Source organism: Kocuria sp. CPCC 204721 (genome assembly GCF_040980945.1).
GTDB lineage: Bacteria > Actinomycetota > Actinomycetes > Actinomycetales > Micrococcaceae > Kocuria > Kocuria marina.
The window spans coordinates 155864-174101 of record NZ_JAVKPO010000001.1; the positions used below are offsets into that span (position 1 = coordinate 155864).

An 18238-nucleotide genomic window follows, 5' to 3' on the forward strand; every position below is an offset into this window, starting at 1 on the left:
GTTCAGCCTCCCTGCACCGCGGTGACGATCTCCACGGATTGACCCGCTTCCACGGGGGTCGTGGCCCACAGGGAGCGGGGGATTACGGCGTCGTCCACCGCCACGGCGATCCCCAGGGGATGGCCGTCCGCGGCGGCGCCCTCGGGTGTGATCTCGCGGCCTGTGAGGTCGACGACGGCGCTCGCGACCGTCAACCCCGGGGTCACCGCCACGGGGGAGCCGTTCACGACGGCCGTGGAGGAATTGTCTGTAGTCTCGGGCGCGATCATTCGAGTCCTCCATGCATCTGGGGATAGCTCTCGGGTGTGGTGAACGGGGCCTCGGGGGCGGGGTTCGAGTGCCGGGCCGGGTCGGTGTCGGCGAGGAACGCGGCGTCGGACCCGTGGTCCGCGAGCGGGTCCAGGACGCCGGTCACGAGCTCCGCCGCGAGCCGGGACGCCACGGGGGTCAGCAGGATGCCGTGACGGAAGTGACCCGTGCTGATCACGAGCCCGGCCACCGAGGTCTTCCCCACGTACGGCAGGTCGTCGGAGGTTCCCGGGCGGGCGCGGGCCATCATCTCCAGGACGTCGCAGTCGTCGATCGCGGGGACCACGGTGCGCGCGTCCCGCAGCAGTTGGTGCACGCCACCGGCCAGCACGGATTCGCGCCCGTCCTCGCGGCTCGTGGCGCCCAGCACCAGGGTCCGGTCCTCGCGGGGGACCATGTACACGGGCCGACCCAGGACCTGGGCGCGCACCGTGCGCGTGAGCAAATGCGATTCCCCGGGGGCCAGGGCGGTCTCGGGGACCCGCAACCGCAGGATGTCCCCGAACACCGGGCGCAATCGGAGGTCGAGTCCCTCGGGCAGCCCGCCCATGGTGTTGGCGGTCAGCCCGGTGGCCACGACCACGGCGTCCGCGGGGATCACCTCACCGGAGTCCACCTGCACGCCCGTGGCCTGCCGGGGTTCCCTGCGGGACGTCAGCACGGTGTCCACGCGGGAGGTCAGCCACTGCGCCGGTCCGGCGTCGGGGACGTCCCCGATGGTGGTCAGGTGCGGGCAGTTCAGGGTCTCCACCAGGGCGGCCGCGAGCATCCGGGGGTCCACCTGGCGGTCGGAGACGATCCGTACCGCACCGCTCAACCGCGGCGCAAGAGCCGGTTCCAGGTGCCGAGCCTCCCGCGTGGAGATCTCCTGCACGTCCATCCCGGAGGCGATCTGGTGTGAGGCGAGGTCGGAGAGGGATTGGGCGTCCGCGGCATCGGCGGCCACCACGAGCGTCTCCTCGGTGCGGTAGCCCGTGGGCAGGCCCGTGGCCGCGGTGACGCGCTCCACGAAGTCCGGGTACTCCGCGGCGGAGGCCCGCATGAGGGGGTAGAGGCGTTCCTGGCCGTACTGGGTCTCGGCGATCGGTGCGAGCATGCCCGCGGCCGCGCGGGTGGCGCCCCACGCCGGGCGGGGATCGACGACGGTCACGGCGGCCCCGCGGCGTCGTAGTTCGAAGGCCGTGGCCAGGCCCACGAGACCAGCTCCGGCCACGACCACGTGGTCACCGAGGTGCTCGGGCATTGTTCCTCCCTCCGGCGGCATGATCCGCATCAGGTGATCCGGTCGGCGGCTCACGCCCTCTCAGCCCGCTGCGGTGGTTGTTGCCAACGTGTGCGGACTCCCGTGGAGTTCGTCGAACGGCGACGAACGGCCCTGCCAGTCTAATCACCCCTAGCTGTGGAACGCAGGGGGACTTCGCGGCGGGCTGATCGGGCGAGGTGTCCGCGGGCGCGCGGTTCGTGCCACGATGGCCGCATGGGACACACGAGCCAGACGGGTACCGGGCGCCGCGCCGCCCTCGAGAACGCGCGACTGTACGTGTGCGTCACGGCGCGCCGCGAGCGCGGTGACCTGCGCGAATTTCTGCACGCCGCGTACGAGGGCGGGGTGGACATCATCCAGTTGCGGGACAAATCCCTCGAGGCTGCCGCGGAGATCGAGGCCATCGAGGTGCTCGCCGACGTCGCCCGTGAGCACGGCGCACTCTTCGCCGTCAACGACCGCGCGGACGTCGCGCTGCTCACCGGCGCGGACGTGTTCCACGTGGGCCAGGGCGATCTCACCACCGCGCAGGCTCGGCGGGTCCTGGGGGACGACGCGGTGATCGGGCGGTCCTGTCACTCCCCGGCCCAGGTGGACGCCGCCGTGGCCGACGCCGGGCTCGACTACTTCTGCACCGGGCCCGTGTGGGAGACCCCCACGAAGCCGGGTCGCGCGGCCGTGGGGCTCGAGCTGCCGCGCTACGCCGCTCAGCACGCGGGGGACAAGCCCTTCTTCGCGATCGGCGGGGTCGACACCGCGCGGTTGCCGTCCGTGCTCGACACGGGTGCCTCGCGCATCGTGGTCGTGCGGGCCGTGACCGATGCGCAGGACGTCACCGCGGCGGCGCGGGCGCTGCGGGACACGCTGCCCGGGTGAGACCCGATCTTTGAACGCGGTGTAGCGGCGGCGCCGCGGTGGGATGGCACCGCTCGGGTGGCGACGTGTTCGGTGGGGTGGTGCGCGTCGGGGCGGAGTCATGGAGTCATGGCGCCGCAGTGTCTTGGCGTCGCGCGGGTGGCACGGCTCGCTCGGTACGCGGAGCGGAACCGTTACGGGGTCCCGCACCGCCCGGGGTGCTGCTGGCACCACGGGGTGACACCGGGGAACTTTCCCCGGTGATCGGCCACCCACCGGTACACGCGGTCCTGGACCCACCGCACGGGCGGTAACCGGTAGAACGGCTCGAACACCCGGATGCCCAGGGCGGTGTCCAGGGTCACGGCCACCGCGTGCGCCCCCGAGGATCGCTCACCGGAACGGGATAGGACGGCCCACACCGACGCGCTGCCCTCCGCATTCGTCAGTCCGAACCGCTCCAGTACGCCGGGGATCTGGTAGGCGTGCAGGGCGATCCGGTCATGGCGGTCCAGTGTCCGGGCCCATCCCACGCAGCGCGTGCAGAACCCGCAGTTGCCGTCGAAGACCAGGTGCAGGGACGCGCCCTGCTCGGTGCCCGGGGGGTTCACAGCAGCACCGTCCCGTCGATGCACGCGGTGCAGTGTCCGCCCACGAACACGTGGTCCCCGTCCGACGTCACGGTCACGAGGCCGCTGCGTCCCATGAGGGTGCCCTGTCGGGCGATGTAGTTCGCGGGCGCCCGGTCCGTACGGATGAGCCACTGGGCCAGGCTCGCGTTGAGGCTTCCCGTGACGGGGTCCTCGTACCCGCCGGTCCCACCCACGAAGGCGCGGACCTCGAACTGGTGCGGGCTGCTCTGCGGGTGGGGACCCACCACGCCGATCTTGGCGCCGTGGAGAGCGGGAAGGTCGGGCTCGATCGCCAGGACGTCCTCGGCGCCAGCCAGAAGCAGCGCGGCCCAGCCGGGGCCGTTGTCGACCCACTGATGGGCAACGACCTGCTCGTCCCGCAGGCCCAGGGCCGCGGTTACGCCCCCGAGCAATTCCGGGCCCAGGTCTCCCGTGCGGTCGGTGGGTGGGGCCTCGAAGGTCAGTGCGCCGTCGTCGGACGGGCGGATCCGCACGAGGCCCGCGGCGCATTCCTGGACGATGACGTCCTTGGCACGCGCGGTGTTGCCCGCGGTGAGCCATGCGTGGGCCGAGCCCAGGGTGGGGTGACCGGCGAACGGCAGCTCACGGTCCGGGGTCCAGATGCGCAGCCGGTAGTCGGCGTCCGGGTCCGTGGGTGGGAGCACGAACGTGGTCTCGGACAGGTTGGTCCAGCGCGCGAAGCGGGCCATGGCGTCGTCGGTGAGATCGGTGCCATCCAGGATGACCGCCACCGGGTTGCCCAGATAGGGCTCCCGGGAGAAGACGTCGACCTGGGTGAACGGGCGCGGACGAGGTATTGGGCTCATGGGGTGATTCCATCACGATGCGCCGACGGGGTGTCATCTCGCGCCCGGGTCTCACACGGCGCGGCCAGAGACAACATGTCCGGCGCACACGCGTGCCGGACGGGCGTCCGGCACGCGATGCCCCGCACCCCCGGTGGGCTCACCCCCGCCGCAGCACCACCCCGCGGCGGGGCTGCAGCACCAGGTGGGACCCCGCCGCCCGACCCCGGACGTCGACCATGCCGCGCGGCACCCGGACGCGGCGGCGTCGTCGGCGGTCGGCGTTGAAGTTCACCGCGGCCCAGCCGTGCGTGAACTCGCGCCACCACGTGTGACCGCGGCGCACGGGGTCCTGCACCGGCGCGCCGAGATCCCAATCGAGCTGCGCGGTGTGCTGGGTGCGGCTGTAGTCGTCGTGCGCCGTGGCCGCGTACGCGCCGCGGCCCGCCCCGAAGATCCAGAACGCGGCCAGACCGTACTCGACATTGGGGTGGTCGTCGTCGCCGTCCGTGGGCACCCGCAGGATGCTGAGGCCCGGCCCGTCCGCCTGGGGCAGCTGCGCCTCGGTGGTCTGCGGGTCGAACAGGTCCACCGGGCTGAAACCCAGCCATACCTCCTCGAATCCGCCGCCGTAGGCCGCGTGGCTCGCCCAGCGGCCGGGCTCGCGCCGCGATTCCGCGATGTTCGGGACCAGGATCTTACCGACCTTGTTCAGGGCCGTGCCCGCGGCATGCACCAATTCGCCCGCACCGTCGCGGAAATCCGCCATCGTCCGGGCATGACGGATGGGCAGGTCCAGGCCGTAGTAGTCGTCGAACACGTCGTTGTCCGCCATCACGCCGTCGAACGGCGAATCCCGCAGCTCGGCGACGACGTTGCGCACCCAGCGCTCGCGGTACTCGGGCGACCACACGGTCATCTGCCAGTGTCCGCCGTAGCGGGCCCACTCGATGCGTTCACCGTCCAGGCGCCGCGCGAACCACCGGTCCGGGGCCTCGGCGTACGAGACCCCGGAACTGTGGATCGGGCCCGGTTCGTAACTGCGGGTCGAGGACAGGCACTTGTAGCACAGCACCGTCATGTCCGGGCGGCGCCGCTTGAGGTCCGCGGCCGCCGCCGTCTCCCACGGCTGCAGGATCGCCGCCCGGTAGTGCTGCGCGGCGAAGTCGAGCTGCTCGGGGCTGATCGGGCCCCCGTACCGGATCCAGGCGCCGACGCCGCTCACTCGCCCGCGCCCGCCAACGGCGCCTCGAGCGCCGGTTGACGCTGGTCCGAGTACTCGAAGTTGCGCTTCTCACCCATGTTGCCGAGCATCCGGTAGATCTTGTTGTAGGAGGACATGACCTCGTGGAGTTGGAAGAAGTCCTCCACGCGGCCGCGGGCGTTGGTGCTGTAGGAGCGGTAACGATCCACGTTCCCGATCACGGCCTGGACCTTGTCCGCCATGGCCACGATGTCACCGGGTGCGAGCAGTTCACCGCACGGTCCCCACGTGCGGCCGTCGGGGGTCACCAGGTCGTCGCCCACGAGCTGGCTCATGCCACCCACGTCCGAACCCACTGTGGGGATGCCCGCGGCCATGGCCTCGAGCACCACGATCGGCTGGCCCTCGTTGTAGCTCGGGAGCACCAGCAGGTCGAACTGGTCGAGCATGTCCCGCACGTTCACGGTCCCGTGGATGGTCACGAGGTCGTGGAGGCCCAGGGCCTCGATCTTCTCGAGGCACGCCTCGTAGTACTCGGGCACATGCTCGGTGGGGCCCAGGACGTCCAGGTGGATGTTGGGGTACCCGCGATCCCGCAGGATGTCCATGCTGGAGAGCAGATCCATGAGTCCCTTGATGGGCACCACGCGGGCGATGTACACGAGTCGCCAGGTGTGCTCCTCCGGGGACTGCGCAATGCGCTCCACCGCGGCTTGGCGGGCGTGGTACTTCTCCTCGAACTCCTCGATGATCATGCCGTTGGGCAGCACCACGGACTTGTCCACGTCCGCGCCCAGGCTCGCGGCCTCCGTGATGGCCGTGGGGTAGAGGTAGGTCACGAGCTCGGCGCTCGGGTAGCAGAAGTGCCCGATCTCGATCCACCACGCCATCCACGCCCGGTCCTCGGCACTGACGTCAAACGTGCGGTAGTCCTCGGACGTGATCGACAGCGCCATGTTGCGGTCGAGCAGGGTGTTCACGGTGTCGCGCACGTACAGGTTGTGCTCGGTGAGCAGGAACGACGTGCCGTGATCGCGCGCGGCCGCGGCACCCAGCAGGGACGCGTAGCCGGTCGTGTGCGCGTGGTACACCCGGGCCCGGGGCATGGTCTCGCCCAGGATCGCGTGGGCCAGGGAGAAGAATCCGCGCAGCAACCAGAACGATTCGGACAGGGAGAGCCCGAGCTGCGGCATCCGCTCCGTCAGCGCATGCAGGAACTCGCGAGAGCCCAGGACGGCCCACAGCGGGTACTGCCGGGTGCGTTCATTGAGCCCCTCGTCGATGAGCTCCCACAGTGGCTCGGTGTCCCGGGCACCGGCCAGGGCGTAGATCGCGTCGAAGATCCGGTGGGACAGCACCGTGCGCTGCTCAGCGGTCATGCCCAGATCCTTGGGGCGCACGGACATGAAGTCGTCCCGGTGCTCCTGCATGCTCAGGTAGACCACGCGGACCCATTTCACGTTCTCGGGCATGGAGTAGAGGTCCTCCTGGGGTGCCTCGGAGTCCCAGGAGATGTGGATGATCCCATAGCTCAGGTCGGGGTTACCCGTGACGATGTCGTGGACGACCGCCGAGACCCCGCCCTTGAGGAAGGGGTAGGTGGATTCCACGACGATGGCGACGTCCACGTCCTCGTACTGCTTCTGGCGCTGTTGCGCGGCGGGGGACAGACGGGTGGGTTCCGCGACGGCCACGGACTTGGTGGCGCGGTGCTTGGCGTGTGAGCGCGTGAAAGGGTACATGTCAACTATTCCTCACGGGATGAAAGGGTCCGGGGTCGCAATGTGGCGACCAGCAGGGACGTGCAGTGGGGGCCGGGACCGGGCAGGACTGCGCCCGGGCGCGGCGGATGCGCTTGATAGGAAGCGCTTACGTGGACTGCGTTACCAGGACGTGGCGTGGCGCCAGAAGAGGGTGTACTCGGGCTGGGCCCAGTGACGCTTGTACAGTGCCCAGGCACCGGCGACCAGCACCAGGTCCGCGAGCAACAGGAGGGCGTACGCCCCGTTGGTGGAGAACACCGCGAACGCGAGGACGCTCACGACCAGGTGCACCGCACCCAGGGCCTGGGCCGTGACCTTCTCCCCGATGTAGTCCAGTTCGTAGCTCAACAGCGTGAGCATCATGAACGTCCAGGACGCCACGGCCACGGTCACCGCGAGGAGGACATGGTTGGGCTGCAGTCCGCCCAGCAGCAGCGCGGCCGCCAGCGTCAGCACCATGCCCACCGCGCCGGTGCGCAGGACGGAGCGGTCCACCACGTAGCTGAGCAGCGTGGAGCGGGAGGCCAGCACGGGCAATGTTTCCTTCTCGATGGCCCGGTGCAGTCCGCTGACGGCGCGGTCCACGTGCGGGGCCATGTTGACGAAGTAGAAGTTGTAGGCGAGCACCGCGGGGAGCATGGCCATGAACACCACGATCACCTGGAAGGTCCCGTTCGTGGCCAGGGACAGCACGAACTTGTCCGCCCACAACACCGATCCGAGCAGCAGTCCGCGCAGGGCGTCCGCGGCGAAGTTGCGGTGGTCCAGGCGTTCGAAGACCCGCACGTGGGACAGCTGACGGCCCATTGCCGCGATCTGGGTGGCCGCGGCGACCAGGGGCGGAAGGATCCATACGGTGGGAACCACGGCCAGGGCCAGGGCGTAGGCGCCCCATGCCACGGCCCACAGGCCGCGGCGTTCTCCCACGTTGGCGAGGACCAGGGACTGTACGAACAGCACGTGCGCGCCCAGCAACAGCAGGTAGGCACCCATGGCCTGCCAGGACCAGCCGGTGGCCAGCCACAGCGGCAGTGCGAACAGCCCGGCGAGCGGGAGGGTCTGCAGAAACATGGCCGGCCACACCTCGCAGAAGCACCGGGTGATCTTCTGCATGTCCCGCTCGGCCATGAGTTCACCGATCGCGCGGTACGCGGGCATGCACGCGGCCTGCGCCAGCCAGGGCACGGTGATGGAAGAGGCCAGGACCACGTGGGTCAGCTGGACGCCGCCCACGGTCGCCTCCGCCATGCGCGGGCTCACGAGCGGGAAGACGATGTTCAGGAAGATCACCGGCGAGAGGTAGAGCAACAGCTCCACCCCGCCGCGGGAGCTCACGGCGGTTTCCGATGCGTGCTCGGTGTCCGCCGGACGGGAGCCACGCAGCACTAGGAACGCGGTGAGCAACACCAGCAGTCCGCCAGCGATGACCAGGACCTCGGCGTGTGAGCCCAGGAGTTCGAGCACCACGGGGACCAGCCCCGTGAGCAATAGGGCCACGACGATCGTGGCGGTACGAGTGCGACTGAAAGAATCGTGCACCAAAGTTCTCAGAGCTGTCACAGCTGTCCCCCGGGGATCCTGGCGCTTCCCGTCAGCCCCCGCTGACGAGAATTCCCCCATGCAAATGATGTGAAGGCGATGAGGCCAGTTCCGCTGTCGCCGCAGCGAATATATACAGTTTATGTGTGCACTAGCAAACACGGAGATGAATTGTGTCTGAACGGGACGCACTGGCTGTCAGTGCTTGTCAGCTTGCAATTCATCGGTATGCACGGGAATCCGTGCCGAAACGCCGGCCGACCCCGTCAGCGTGAGCCGAATGCATATCGGTTCAGACAATGAATGATTATGCATAGGCTTCTCTGTGCCGCTGCCGAGTATCGCCGGGCCGGAACATGTCCCGGGAAGAGGCTCGGAATGGATTTCCGGGATCCGGGTCCATGGGGAAATGCAGAACACCCGGACCCACGAATCGTGGGTCCGGGTGTTCATGTGGTCGAGATCCTGCCGGAGTACTCAAGGGTCGCCCGCCACTATTTGCCGATGGTCGATGCACTGCGGAGAGCTCAAGCATCCACTACTCATCGCCCCGAGTTTGACTCCTCCGGTACCCCTGTGAAGGCCTCTCGTAGGGCATTGGATCTACGCCTCGACCCCGACCAACTGGACGCCATCGTGGCCAGATACGAGGCAGGGGAGACCACCACGGCGCTTGCTCGCGAGTACGCCATCTCGCACTCCTCAATCCTGCGACTGTTCAGTCAGCGGGGCGTTCGGACACGTACTCGTGGCCTCACGCCAGAAAAGGAGCGTGCAGTGCTGCGGTTGCGTGCCCAGGGGCTCAATATCCGAGACGTAGCTAAGCGGGTTGGATGCAGTTATGATACTACGAGAAAATTTATACTTGCGAGCCGTTCTGAGTGATTCCTTCCCATATTCGGGAAAAGACTATTGTTCTCCCGGTGCCGCACCATTTGTGGATGTAGCGTCATCCGCTAGCTGATCAGTTCTGGAAGTTGCTTGCCGTGCCGTCCATAGGTCAAAGTCAAAATCGTCTCGACCCAGTGCGAGAGCTGTATCGACAACGAAGCGGAAGCAACGAGAGAACACCTCCTCGTCAATTTGAATCGCTTCTCTGTGATTCGTGAAGTGATTACCTCCAAGCGCATAGCTAATTGAGGGAGTGTGAGCATCAAAATAAGCGAAGCGTCGCATGTCTACGCCTAGCGCTGTATGGCGAACCCACTTGTCTATATTGTCGAGCCATTCATCTATTTTTTCGAGCCCCGCATATTTGATGTCGCGTCGAGATGGATAGAACGAAGGCTTTGTAGTAAACAAGCTCTTACCTGGATGCCAGACTTTACGATTTGTATAATCCTTTATAAGGGTATCAAATGCTAAGCGGAGAGCCTCCGTGGAAGCGTCTTGCTTACCTGCGCCCCAAGCTTCTTGAGCATCTCTAAGGTGTGATCGCACGTATTCATTTTTGATAAACACCAACAAGCTTACTTCATTGAGTTCTATGTCTAGTACTTGCTTAAACAGTTCGCGTACGAAGTCATTGGTGCGTTCCCAGTGGCGACGTATAGTACCCTCAGCAGGACTGTTTCCGTGATGCTTGAAGCTAACCCGTGCATTATTCATAGCTTGAATAGCTGGACGGAAAGCCCTTAGTCCTGATTCATCTACCCCGTGAGTGATAGCTGCATCAAAAAGCTGCATGAAATCAGGACGAGCCTTCATATCACCCCCTTTTTCTTGCACGACCAGACTAAGCGCGGACTCAGTAGCATCTTGCATGGTATTAATAGCTAATACGCTGAGTGGTGCGGGCTGTGTAGATTGTTCCTGAGCTACAAGCAGTTGATATCTGATTAAGCTGGCCCATTCAATAGTCGACTCAGAGTGTACATCATATTCTTTCATATCCTTCATTGTCTCATGGAGGTAAAAAACTAGCCAGTAAGCAGGGACTGCTGCACGGTTAGGTGACAGGTAAAGTCACGCCGCCAGTGCGACGGTCGTGTTCATGGTGGTCTCGAACTCGATGGGCGTCAAACGCCCGAGTCGGACCTGTCGGCGCCGGCGGTGGTAGGTGCGCTCGATCCAGGTCAGGATCGCGATACGCAGCTGGTCCCGTGTCCTCCAGGAACGGCGGTCGAGGACGTTCTTCTGCAGGAGTGCGAAGAAAGATTCCATGGCCGCGTTGTCGCCGCTCGAGCCGACTCTGCCCATGGATCCGACCATGCGGTGACGGGTCAGTGCGCGCAGGAACTTCCGGCTTCGAAATTGAGATCCTCGGTCCGAATGGACCACGCAACCGGCGACGTCGCCGCGCATCTGCACGGCGTTCTCGAGGGCCTGGACAGCCAGACGAGATTTCATCCGGGAGTCGATCGAGTACCCGACGATCCGGCCACTGAATACGTCCTTGATCGCGCAGCAGTACAGCTTGCCTTCCGCGGTCTTGTGCTCCGTGATGTCCACGAGCCAGAGCTCGTTCGGAGCATCGGCCACGAACACGTGCCGCGTCCTGCCGTGCTCGTCGACCACGGCGCAGAGGTCGTCGTGCACAGGCGGACCGGGCTTGCGGCCGTTGCGGCCCCGCTTCTTCCCCAACGCGCTCCACCAGCCGTTGCTCGCGGCGATCCGCCACGCGGTCCGGTCCGACATCGCCTCGCCGGCGTCGCGGGCTTCGTCGGGGAGGAGCCGGTGTCCGAACTCGGGATCGTCACGGTGGGCGTCGAACAATGCGTTCGCGCGATACGCCTCCACCACCTCACTCGGCGTGATGGGGGGTCGCCAGCCACCGGTAGTAGGGCTGGCGGGAGAGCTTGAGCACCCGACACGTCACCGTCACAGGGATCCCTGCGGCGGCGAGCTCCGTTACGAGCGGGTAGAACCTTTTCCCGGCAGGTTCGCCTGCGACAGATACGCCGCCGCGCGGCGGAGCACCTCGTTCTCCTGCTCCAGCAGCCGGTTGCGCTTCTTCAGCTCCCGGATCTCGGCAGCCTCGGTCCGAGACTGGCCGGGCTTGGCGCCTTCGTCGATGTCGGCACGGCGCGGCCACTTCCGGAGTGTCATCGGGTGGACACCGAAGTCTTTCGCGATCTGCTCGATGGTCACGCCGGCCTCGCGGCCTCGGGCGACGCGCACGACGTCGTCACGGAACTCGGACGGGTAGGGCTTGGGCACAGCAACATCCTTCCAGGCCCACCCCCTCAGGCAAGCCAGATCAGATGTCACCTATTCGTGCAGCAGTCCCGATCCTGCCGATCGACAAGGTGCGCCAGCTCTCGAACGAGTACCGGGTGCAGAGGGCGCGGATCGAGGAGCAGCTTGCAACGACCAATGACCGGCTGGAGCTGGGGACGAAGGTGATTACTCAGGCGCTGGTGCAGCTGGAAAGCCCTCGCCAAAGCTACGAGCGCACCACGGACCGCGTTCGCCGGCTGATGAACGAAGCCTTCTTCCGTCGCTTCCACGTGGACGAACATGGTCCGGCTCAGGGTGTCCTCAATGATCCGTACGCGGACATCATGGCCGCCCAAATGGCCTTCCGGTCGTCCGTTGTGAATGAGGCGGCGTCACGGCCCACGTCGACGCCATCGTCCCGCCAGACGCCGATTTCGGACGTCCTGACGCGTCCTGGCCGGGGTGAGGCGGACATGAGAAATGCCCCTGATTTCTCAGGGGCACCTCTGTCACTGTCATTTGGGTCGATCTACTTGGACCATGGTTCAAGTAAAGCGACCTTGGTCGGGATGACAGGATTTGAACCTGCGACCTCGTCGTCCCGAACGACGCGCGCTACCAAGCTGCGCCACATCCCGATGTCACACGGCAGAGCCGCGAACAACTGCTCCAGCATAGCGGCAGCACGGGAGGAATGTGAAATCCCCGAGTCACCAAAAACGTCCGAGCGCGGTGTCAGCGGCTGACCCGCTCCAGCACCTGCAGGACGTGTTCGTAGGGTTTGCCCGTGGCCTCGGTCATGCCTTGCTCACACGTCCGATTCAAAGATGCATATGCATCAAAGTCTCCGGCCTGTACTTCCGCCGCCTCGGGAGCCGTGGCGGCCGCCGTGAGCTCGGGATGCAGCATGCCGCGGTCGCCCGCGTACCCGCAGCACCCCCACGCGAAAGGAACGGTGGCGTGCTCGGCGCATGCGCCAGCCACGCGCAGGAGGTGATCGTTGATCCCCAGTTGCACGGACGAGCACGTGGGGTGCACCGCGAGCGCGCCCACGGGCGAGGACACGGTCAGCCGGTCCAGCACGTTCTCGGCCACGAACTGCACCGCGTCCACGAACCGCAGTCCGGCGTACCGGGGCGAGTTCGCCGCCAGTTCTCGCATGGTGACGAGTCCCTCGGTGCACGAGGAGGCATCACACACCACCGGGAGTGTGCCGTGCTCGGAGGCCTCCCACAGGGTCTCGAGGGTCCGCCGGGACATGGTCTCGTATCCGGAGGGTAGGCCCTTGGACTTCCACGGTGTGCCACAGCACGTGGAGGTGATGCCCTCGGGAACATGTACGTCCACTCCGGCGCGCTCGCACAACATCAGGAACGCCTCGGACACCGACGGTCCCTCCCCGTGCACCGTGCCGAACATGGCCCCGATGCACGCGGGGAAGAACACGGCCCGGGCGCGGTCGGCAGGGACGTTCGCGGGCGCCGTCGTCAATCCGGCACGGGAGCGACCGCCCGCGGGCAGACGAGGGGAATAGCCGGGAACGGTGTCCGTCCCGAGCGCGGCGCGGGCCACCGACGTCGCACTGACCGGGAGTGCGGCGGGCATCCGCCGGGCCAGGGACAGCGCGAAGGCCGCACCAGGAACGGTCACGGGCCACGCCCGGGCGAGCCCCGCCCACACGAGGTCCGCCACGGCGGAACGGTTCTCCGCCCGCAGCCGACGCACCAGGTCACCCGTGTTGATGTCCACGGGGCACGCGGTCACGCACATGCCGTCCACCGCGCACGTCTGCAGCCCGTCGTAATCGAACTCGCGCCGCATCCGACCGGCCAGTTCGTGCTCACCGCGCGCTTCGGCGTCCGCGATCTCGCGGCGCCCCACGATGCGCTGGCGCGGCGTGAGCGTGAGATCCCGGGATGGGCACACCGGCTCGCAGTATCCGCATTCCACGCACCGGTCCACCTCCTCCTCCACGGCCGGCGCGGTCTTGAGATCGCGCAGGTACGCGCGCGGGTCCTCGGTGAGGATCACCCCGGGGTTGAAGCGGTTGCCGGGATCGATCAGGGCCTTCAGCTCCACCATCACCGAGTACAGCTCGTCCCCGTACTGCCGCCGCACGAACGGGGCCATGATCCGCCCGGTCCCGTGCTCGGCCTTGAGCGAGCCCCCGCGGCCCAGGATGAGCTCCACCATCTCCTCGGTGAACTGCTCGTAACGGCGTAGCGAAGCGGGATCATCGAACTGCTCGTTGAGCATGAAGTGGACGTTGCCGTCCTTGGCGTGGCCGAAGATCACCGAGTCCCGGTAGCCGTGGGCGTCGAAGAGTCCGGTGAGCTCCTCGCACGTGCCGCCCAGCTGGTCCACCGGCACCACCACGTCTTCGAGCAGCGCGTTGGTGCCCTGCGGTCGGTTGCCCGCCACGGTGGTGTAGAGCCCCTTGCGCACGGTCCACAGGCTCGCGCGCTCGCGGGGGTTGGTGGTCAGGGCCACCGGCCCGGCCAGCTCGAGCGCATCGAAGGTGGACGCCGCCGCCTCCGCCAGTTCCCGCACACCTGCCGCGGTGTCGTGCTGGTACTCCACGAGCAGTGCGGCCTGCTGGCCCACCGGGATGTCCATGATCGTGGGCGGCGCGAGTCCGGTGCGCTGCGAGACCGCCAGGGACGTGGCGTCCATCAGCTCCAGGGTGGCGCACTGCGAGCCCACCAGGTCCGGAACGGCACTCGTGGCGGCCACCACGGTGGGGAACACCAGCAGGCCGGTGGCCACGTGCGGGTGCACGGGCACGGTGCGCAGGGTCGCGCTCGCCACGAACCCCAGGGTGCCCTCCGAGCCGATCATGAGGTGCTCCAGGATGGCCACGGGGTCCTCGTGGTCCAGGAACGAGTTCAGCCCGTAGCCCATGGTGTTCTTCATGGCGAACAGTCGCTGGATGGTCCGCACGGACTCCGGATTGCCCCGCACGCGGTCCCGCAGCCGGAGCAGGCCCTCGAACAGGTCGGGCTCTCGGGCCCGCAGCTGCTCACCAGCATCCGGGGCGGCGGTGTCCAGTACCGTGCCGGAAGGCAACACGAGCACCATGGACTCCAGGGTGCGGTACGTGTTGAACTCGGTGCCGCACGCCATCCCGGAGGAGTTGTCGGCCACCACTCCGCCCAGCGTGCACGCGGACTCGCTGGCCGGATCCGGGCCCAGCGCCCGCCCGTGCGGAGCCAGCCGCGCATTGACCTGGCGCACGGTGACCCCCGGTTGCACGCGCACGCGGGCACCCCGATCCAGGACCTCCACGCTCTTGAAGTGGCGGCGGACGTCCACGAGGATCTGGTCCGTGACGGACTGCCCCGACAGGGACGTGCCGCCCGAGCGCAGGGTCAGGCCAGCGTCCGTGTCCGCGGCCGCGGCGAAGATCCGCCCCACCTCGTGCGTGTCCCGCGGGCGCAGCACCGCGCGGGGCTGCATCAGGTAGTGGGAGGCGTCGTGGGCCACCGCGCGCCGCTCCAGCTCCCCGGTGACGACGACGCCGCTGCCGCACTCCCGTTCGATCCTCGCCACCGCGCGGTCCAGCGGAGAGTCGCTGGGAGCCGGGGCGGCGTCGTCGGGTCGGCGCGTGGGGAGGGGGAGTCGAATCGGTGCCATGGGAAGAACCTTAGTCCGTGAGCGTAACCAGAACGGCCTGTGGTGGGCAGAAAAGCCGCACCGGGGCGAAGCGGGACTCGCCCAGGCCCTGGGAGATGTTCACCGGGACGCCCCTGTGGGAGATCAATCCCTTGCACATCGCGGGATCCAGGTCGCAATTGCTCACCAGCGCGCGGCCCCCGGGGAGGCAGACCTGACCGCCGTGGGTGTGACCCGCGAAGACGATGTCCGCACCGTGGGCGGCGAAACGGTCCAGCGTGCGCACGTACGGCGCATGCGCCACGCCGATGCGCACGTGGGCCGGCCCGTCCTGCTCACGCGGGAAGCCCGGGTGCCGGTCGAGGCGCAGGTGGGGGTCGTCCACGCCGGAGAAGTCGATGACAGTGTCGGCAATGTTGAGCCGCTCGGCGCGGTTGATGAGCCCGGTCCAGCCGCGTTCGTCGAACGCGCGGTGCATGTCCTCGGTGGGCAACCGCGGGGCCTCGTCCGATTTCTCGCCGCTCGTGGTGCGCCACAGGTAGCGCGCGGGATTCTTGGGCTGCGGCGCGAAGTAGCAGTTGGACCCCGGGACGTACACACCGGGGAACGCGAACAGCGGCTCCAGGATCTCGAGCAGATACGGCAGGGCGCGCAGGTGCGAGAGGTTGTCACCCGTGTCGATCACGAGGTCCGGGCGCAGTGCGGCGAGCGAGTGCACGAAACGCTTCTTGGCCTCCTGCCCGGGCACGGTGTGCAGGTCGGAGATGTGCAGGATCCGCACGGGCCGGGAGCCCTCCGGGAGCACACGCACCGTCTCCTGGCGCAGTTGGAATCGACGCCGCTCCCCGAGTGAGGCCCACGCGAGCGTCCCGGCGCCAGCGGCGAACAAGCCCGCTCCGGCCGCGGCGAGGGAGCGGGCGACCGGGGCGGATGCGGTGGAGTCCGCCACTACTTGCGCGCCGACATCACGCTGGGCGTCGGCGAGGAGAACCGGGAGGTGTCGTAGTCGGGGGCCACGGTGCGCATGTAGTTCTGCCACTGGCCACCCGCGTACGTGGCACCGTCCACCCACTCGGTACCCGAACCGCCGGTCCGCCCGCCGATGCTCAGGCCGTTGAGGGAGCGGGAACCGAACTCGTAGTTACCCACCCACGAGGCGGTCGCGAGGCCCTTGGTGTAGCCGAGCATCCAGGTCTGGGTCGAGTTGTCGGTGGTGCCGGTCTTGGCGGCGGAGGCATCCGGCAGCCCGATCGAGCGCTGGTACCCGGAACCGCGCACGAGCACCTGCTTGAGCACCTCGTTCACGCCCTGGGCCACCTCCTTCTTGATCACCTGCTGGCAGCTGTCACCGGGGACGTCGTAGTTCTTCCCGGTGTAGTCCACGACCTTGGTGACAGCGCGGGGCTCGCACATCACGCCGTCGTTCGCAAAGCCGGAGAAGGCACGCGCCATTGTCATGGGGGAGATGTCCACCGAACCACCCAACAGGGAGGACAGGACGGTGGTGTCCACGGGATCACCGGTCTTACCGTCGTGGATGCCCATGGCCTTGGTTAACTCACCGATCTCGCACAGGTCCAGGTCCGCGGCCATGGCGTACAGCGCCGAGTTGATGGAGTTGTAGATGCCGTAGTCCACGTCCATGACCCGGGCGTATCCCTCGGTCGCGTTCTGGAAGCTGAACCCGTTGCCGTCATCACCCGGTTCGATCTTGTACCCGTTGGGCAGGCACGAGGCCTTCCAGCGGAAGTCCGCGGGGTAGTGCAGACGACGCGCGTCCACGCTCGCCTTGATGCCCTTGCCCGCGTTGATCCACTGGGCCAGGGTGAACGGCTTGAACGTGGAGCCCACCTGGAACCCACCGGCACCGCCCATGGAGCTGTCCACGTTGAAGTTGTACGTGGTGTTGGAGGTGCCCTCCGCGGCGGAGTAGTTGGTGTTCTGCGCCATGGACACGATGTGACCGTTGCGGGGCTCCAGGGAGACCAACGCCGTGGAGACGTTGTCCGGGTTGTCGTCCTTGGGCTGGGTCGCGTTCACCTGGGTGTCCGCGGCCCGCTGGGCCTTGGGGTCCAGGGTGGTGGTGATCGTCAGACCACCGCGCTGCAGCGTGGCCAGGCGCTCCTCCGGCGTGGCACCGAACGAGTTGGACTGCATGACCTGGTTCTCCACGTAGTCACAGAAGTAGGGAGCGGTCCGCGCGGCCGAGCACCCGGAACTCGTGGGGTGGATGTCCAGGTTCAGGGGCTCGCGGGCCGCCTGGTCCGCTTGCTGCTGCGTGATCGCGCCGGTCTGCACCATGGTGTCCAGCACCACGTTGCGCCGCTGCACCGAGGCCTCCGGGTTGACCTGCGGATCGTAGTAGTTGGGGGACTGCACCATGCCCGCGAGCGTGGCGGCCTGCGCGATGCTCAGCTGGGAGGCCGGGATGCCCCAGTAGTACTCGGAGGCCGCCTGCACACCGTAGTTCTGCCCGCCGAAGAGCACGATGTTGAGGTAGCCCTCCAGGATCTCGTCCTTGGACTTCTCCTGCTCCATGGACAGCGCGAGCTTGATTTCCTTGATCTTATCCACGATGCCCTTGTCCGCGCCGATGGTGCTGGCCTGCTCGCCGGCCCGGACCTGCTGATCGATGATCAGGTTGTTCACGTACTGCTGCGTGACGGTGGAGGCACCCTGGCGGTTGCTGGGGCGCAACACGTTATTGCCCATGGCGCGCACGATGCCCCAGGGGTCCACACCGCCGTGGTCGTAGAAGTCGCGGTCCTCGATGGACAGCAGCGCCTTCTTCATGTTGGGGGAGATCTGGTTCAGGGAGACCGGTTCCCGGTTCTGCGCGAAGAACGTGGCGATCTCGGAACCGTCCTTGGCCACCACGGTGGAGGAACGGGAGAGGGGGCCCATTTCCATGTCCGCGGGAAGGGACTTGAACCAGCCGATGGACGCGTTGGCGGCCAGTCCGGCGGCCGCGGCGGGGGGAACGAGGAGTCCGGCTGCCACCACCCCGGCAACCACCGACACGGCGATGAACGCCACGATGTTGCCCAGTACCGAGGTGGGCTCGGAGCCCGAGTTGTTGCGTGATGCCATTGGGC

At 67.2% G+C, this 18238-nt stretch carries 13 protein-coding genes, 1 tRNA gene, 1 pseudogene and 1 riboswitch; of the genes and pseudogenes, 2 read left to right on the forward strand and 13 right to left on the reverse strand.

All coding sequences use genetic code 11. The features are described 5' to 3' along the window. Positions 1-2: 2 nt before the first annotated feature. Together thiS and thiO are read right to left on the reverse strand one after the other, a co-directional pair. On the reverse strand, positions 3-269 hold the full coding sequence (thiS, locus tag RF637_RS00730; RefSeq protein ID WP_368843892.1) for a sulfur carrier protein ThiS: 267 nt from the start codon (positions 267-269) through the stop codon (positions 3-5). Next, the gene (gene thiO, locus RF637_RS00735) at positions 266-1552 is read right to left on the reverse strand and encodes a glycine oxidase ThiO (protein ID WP_368843893.1); all 1287 of its coding nucleotides are present in this window, start codon (positions 1550-1552) and stop codon (positions 266-268) included. The genes thiS and thiO overlap by 4 nt, the downstream gene beginning before the upstream one ends. Continuing rightward, positions 1542-1666, reverse strand: a riboswitch (TPP riboswitch). Its footprint overlaps the gene before it by 11 nt. Positions 1667-1786: 120 nt before the next feature. Between thiO and thiE the strand changes: the two genes are divergently transcribed. Continuing rightward, a complete protein-coding gene (gene thiE, locus RF637_RS00740) occupies positions 1787-2449 on the forward strand; it encodes a thiamine phosphate synthase (protein ID WP_368843894.1) in 663 nt (220 codons plus the stop codon). Between the two features lie 173 nt (positions 2450-2622). Here the strand turns inward: thiE and RF637_RS00745 are convergent, their stop codons facing one another. The 5 genes from RF637_RS00745 to RF637_RS00765 form a co-directional block, all read right to left on the reverse strand. Further along, positions 2623-3039, reverse strand: a complete 417-nt coding sequence (locus RF637_RS00745) for a thiol-disulfide oxidoreductase DCC family protein (RefSeq protein WP_368843895.1) — start codon at positions 3037-3039, stop codon at positions 2623-2625. After that, positions 3036-3887 carry a PhzF family phenazine biosynthesis protein gene (locus RF637_RS00750; protein ID WP_368843896.1) on the reverse strand — a complete coding sequence of 284 codons (852 nt, stop codon included), beginning with the start codon at positions 3885-3887 and terminating at the stop codon, positions 3036-3038. The genes RF637_RS00745 and RF637_RS00750 overlap by 4 nt, the downstream gene beginning before the upstream one ends. A 139-nt stretch (positions 3888-4026) precedes the next feature. Further along, positions 4027-5091, reverse strand: a complete 1065-nt coding sequence (locus tag RF637_RS00755) for a putative glycoside hydrolase (protein ID WP_368843897.1) — start codon at positions 5089-5091, stop codon at positions 4027-4029. Then, positions 5088-6812, reverse strand: coding sequence for a GT4 family glycosyltransferase PelF (gene pelF, locus RF637_RS00760; RefSeq protein ID WP_368843898.1), 1725 nt, complete (start codon positions 6810-6812; stop codon positions 5088-5090). The genes RF637_RS00755 and pelF overlap by 4 nt, the downstream gene beginning before the upstream one ends. A gap of 141 nt (positions 6813-6953) precedes the next feature. Continuing rightward, positions 6954-8372 carry a hypothetical protein gene (locus RF637_RS00765; RefSeq protein ID WP_368843899.1) on the reverse strand — a complete coding sequence of 473 codons (1419 nt, stop codon included), beginning with the start codon at positions 8370-8372 and terminating at the stop codon, positions 6954-6956. 504 nt (positions 8373-8876) lie between these two features. Here RF637_RS00765 and RF637_RS00770 point away from each other — a divergent pair. Further along, on the forward strand, positions 8877-9257 hold the full coding sequence (locus tag RF637_RS00770) for a helix-turn-helix domain-containing protein (RefSeq protein ID WP_368844084.1): 381 nt from the start codon (positions 8877-8879) through the stop codon (positions 9255-9257). Positions 9258-9281: 24 nt separating this feature from the next. On the opposite strand, the gene RF637_RS00775 is transcribed toward RF637_RS00770, so the two are convergent. The 6 genes and pseudogenes from RF637_RS00775 to RF637_RS00800 form a co-directional block, all read right to left on the reverse strand. Next, positions 9282-10262, reverse strand: coding sequence for a hypothetical protein (locus tag RF637_RS00775; RefSeq protein WP_368843900.1), 981 nt, complete (start codon positions 10260-10262; stop codon positions 9282-9284). A gap of 75 nt (positions 10263-10337) precedes the next feature. Then, positions 10338-11531: pseudogene (locus tag RF637_RS00780) on the reverse strand (IS3 family transposase). Positions 11532-12092: 561 nt separating this feature from the next. After that, positions 12093-12169 (reverse strand) — tRNA-Pro (locus RF637_RS00785). A 97-nt stretch (positions 12170-12266) separates the two neighbouring features. After that, positions 12267-15164 (reverse strand): FAD-binding and (Fe-S)-binding domain-containing protein, encoded by a 2898-nt coding sequence (locus RF637_RS00790; RefSeq protein WP_368843901.1) that lies wholly within the window; start codon positions 15162-15164, stop codon positions 12267-12269. Between the two features lie 10 nt (positions 15165-15174). Continuing rightward, positions 15175-16092: a metallophosphoesterase gene (locus tag RF637_RS00795; RefSeq protein WP_144932590.1), complete on the reverse strand. Its 918-nt coding sequence runs from the start codon at positions 16090-16092 to the stop codon at positions 15175-15177. Next, positions 16092-18233 carry a transglycosylase domain-containing protein gene (locus RF637_RS00800; protein ID WP_368843902.1) on the reverse strand — a complete coding sequence of 714 codons (2142 nt, stop codon included), beginning with the start codon at positions 18231-18233 and terminating at the stop codon, positions 16092-16094. Before RF637_RS00800 ends, RF637_RS00795 begins: the two co-directional genes overlap by 1 nt. Positions 18234-18238 lie beyond the last annotated feature (5 nt).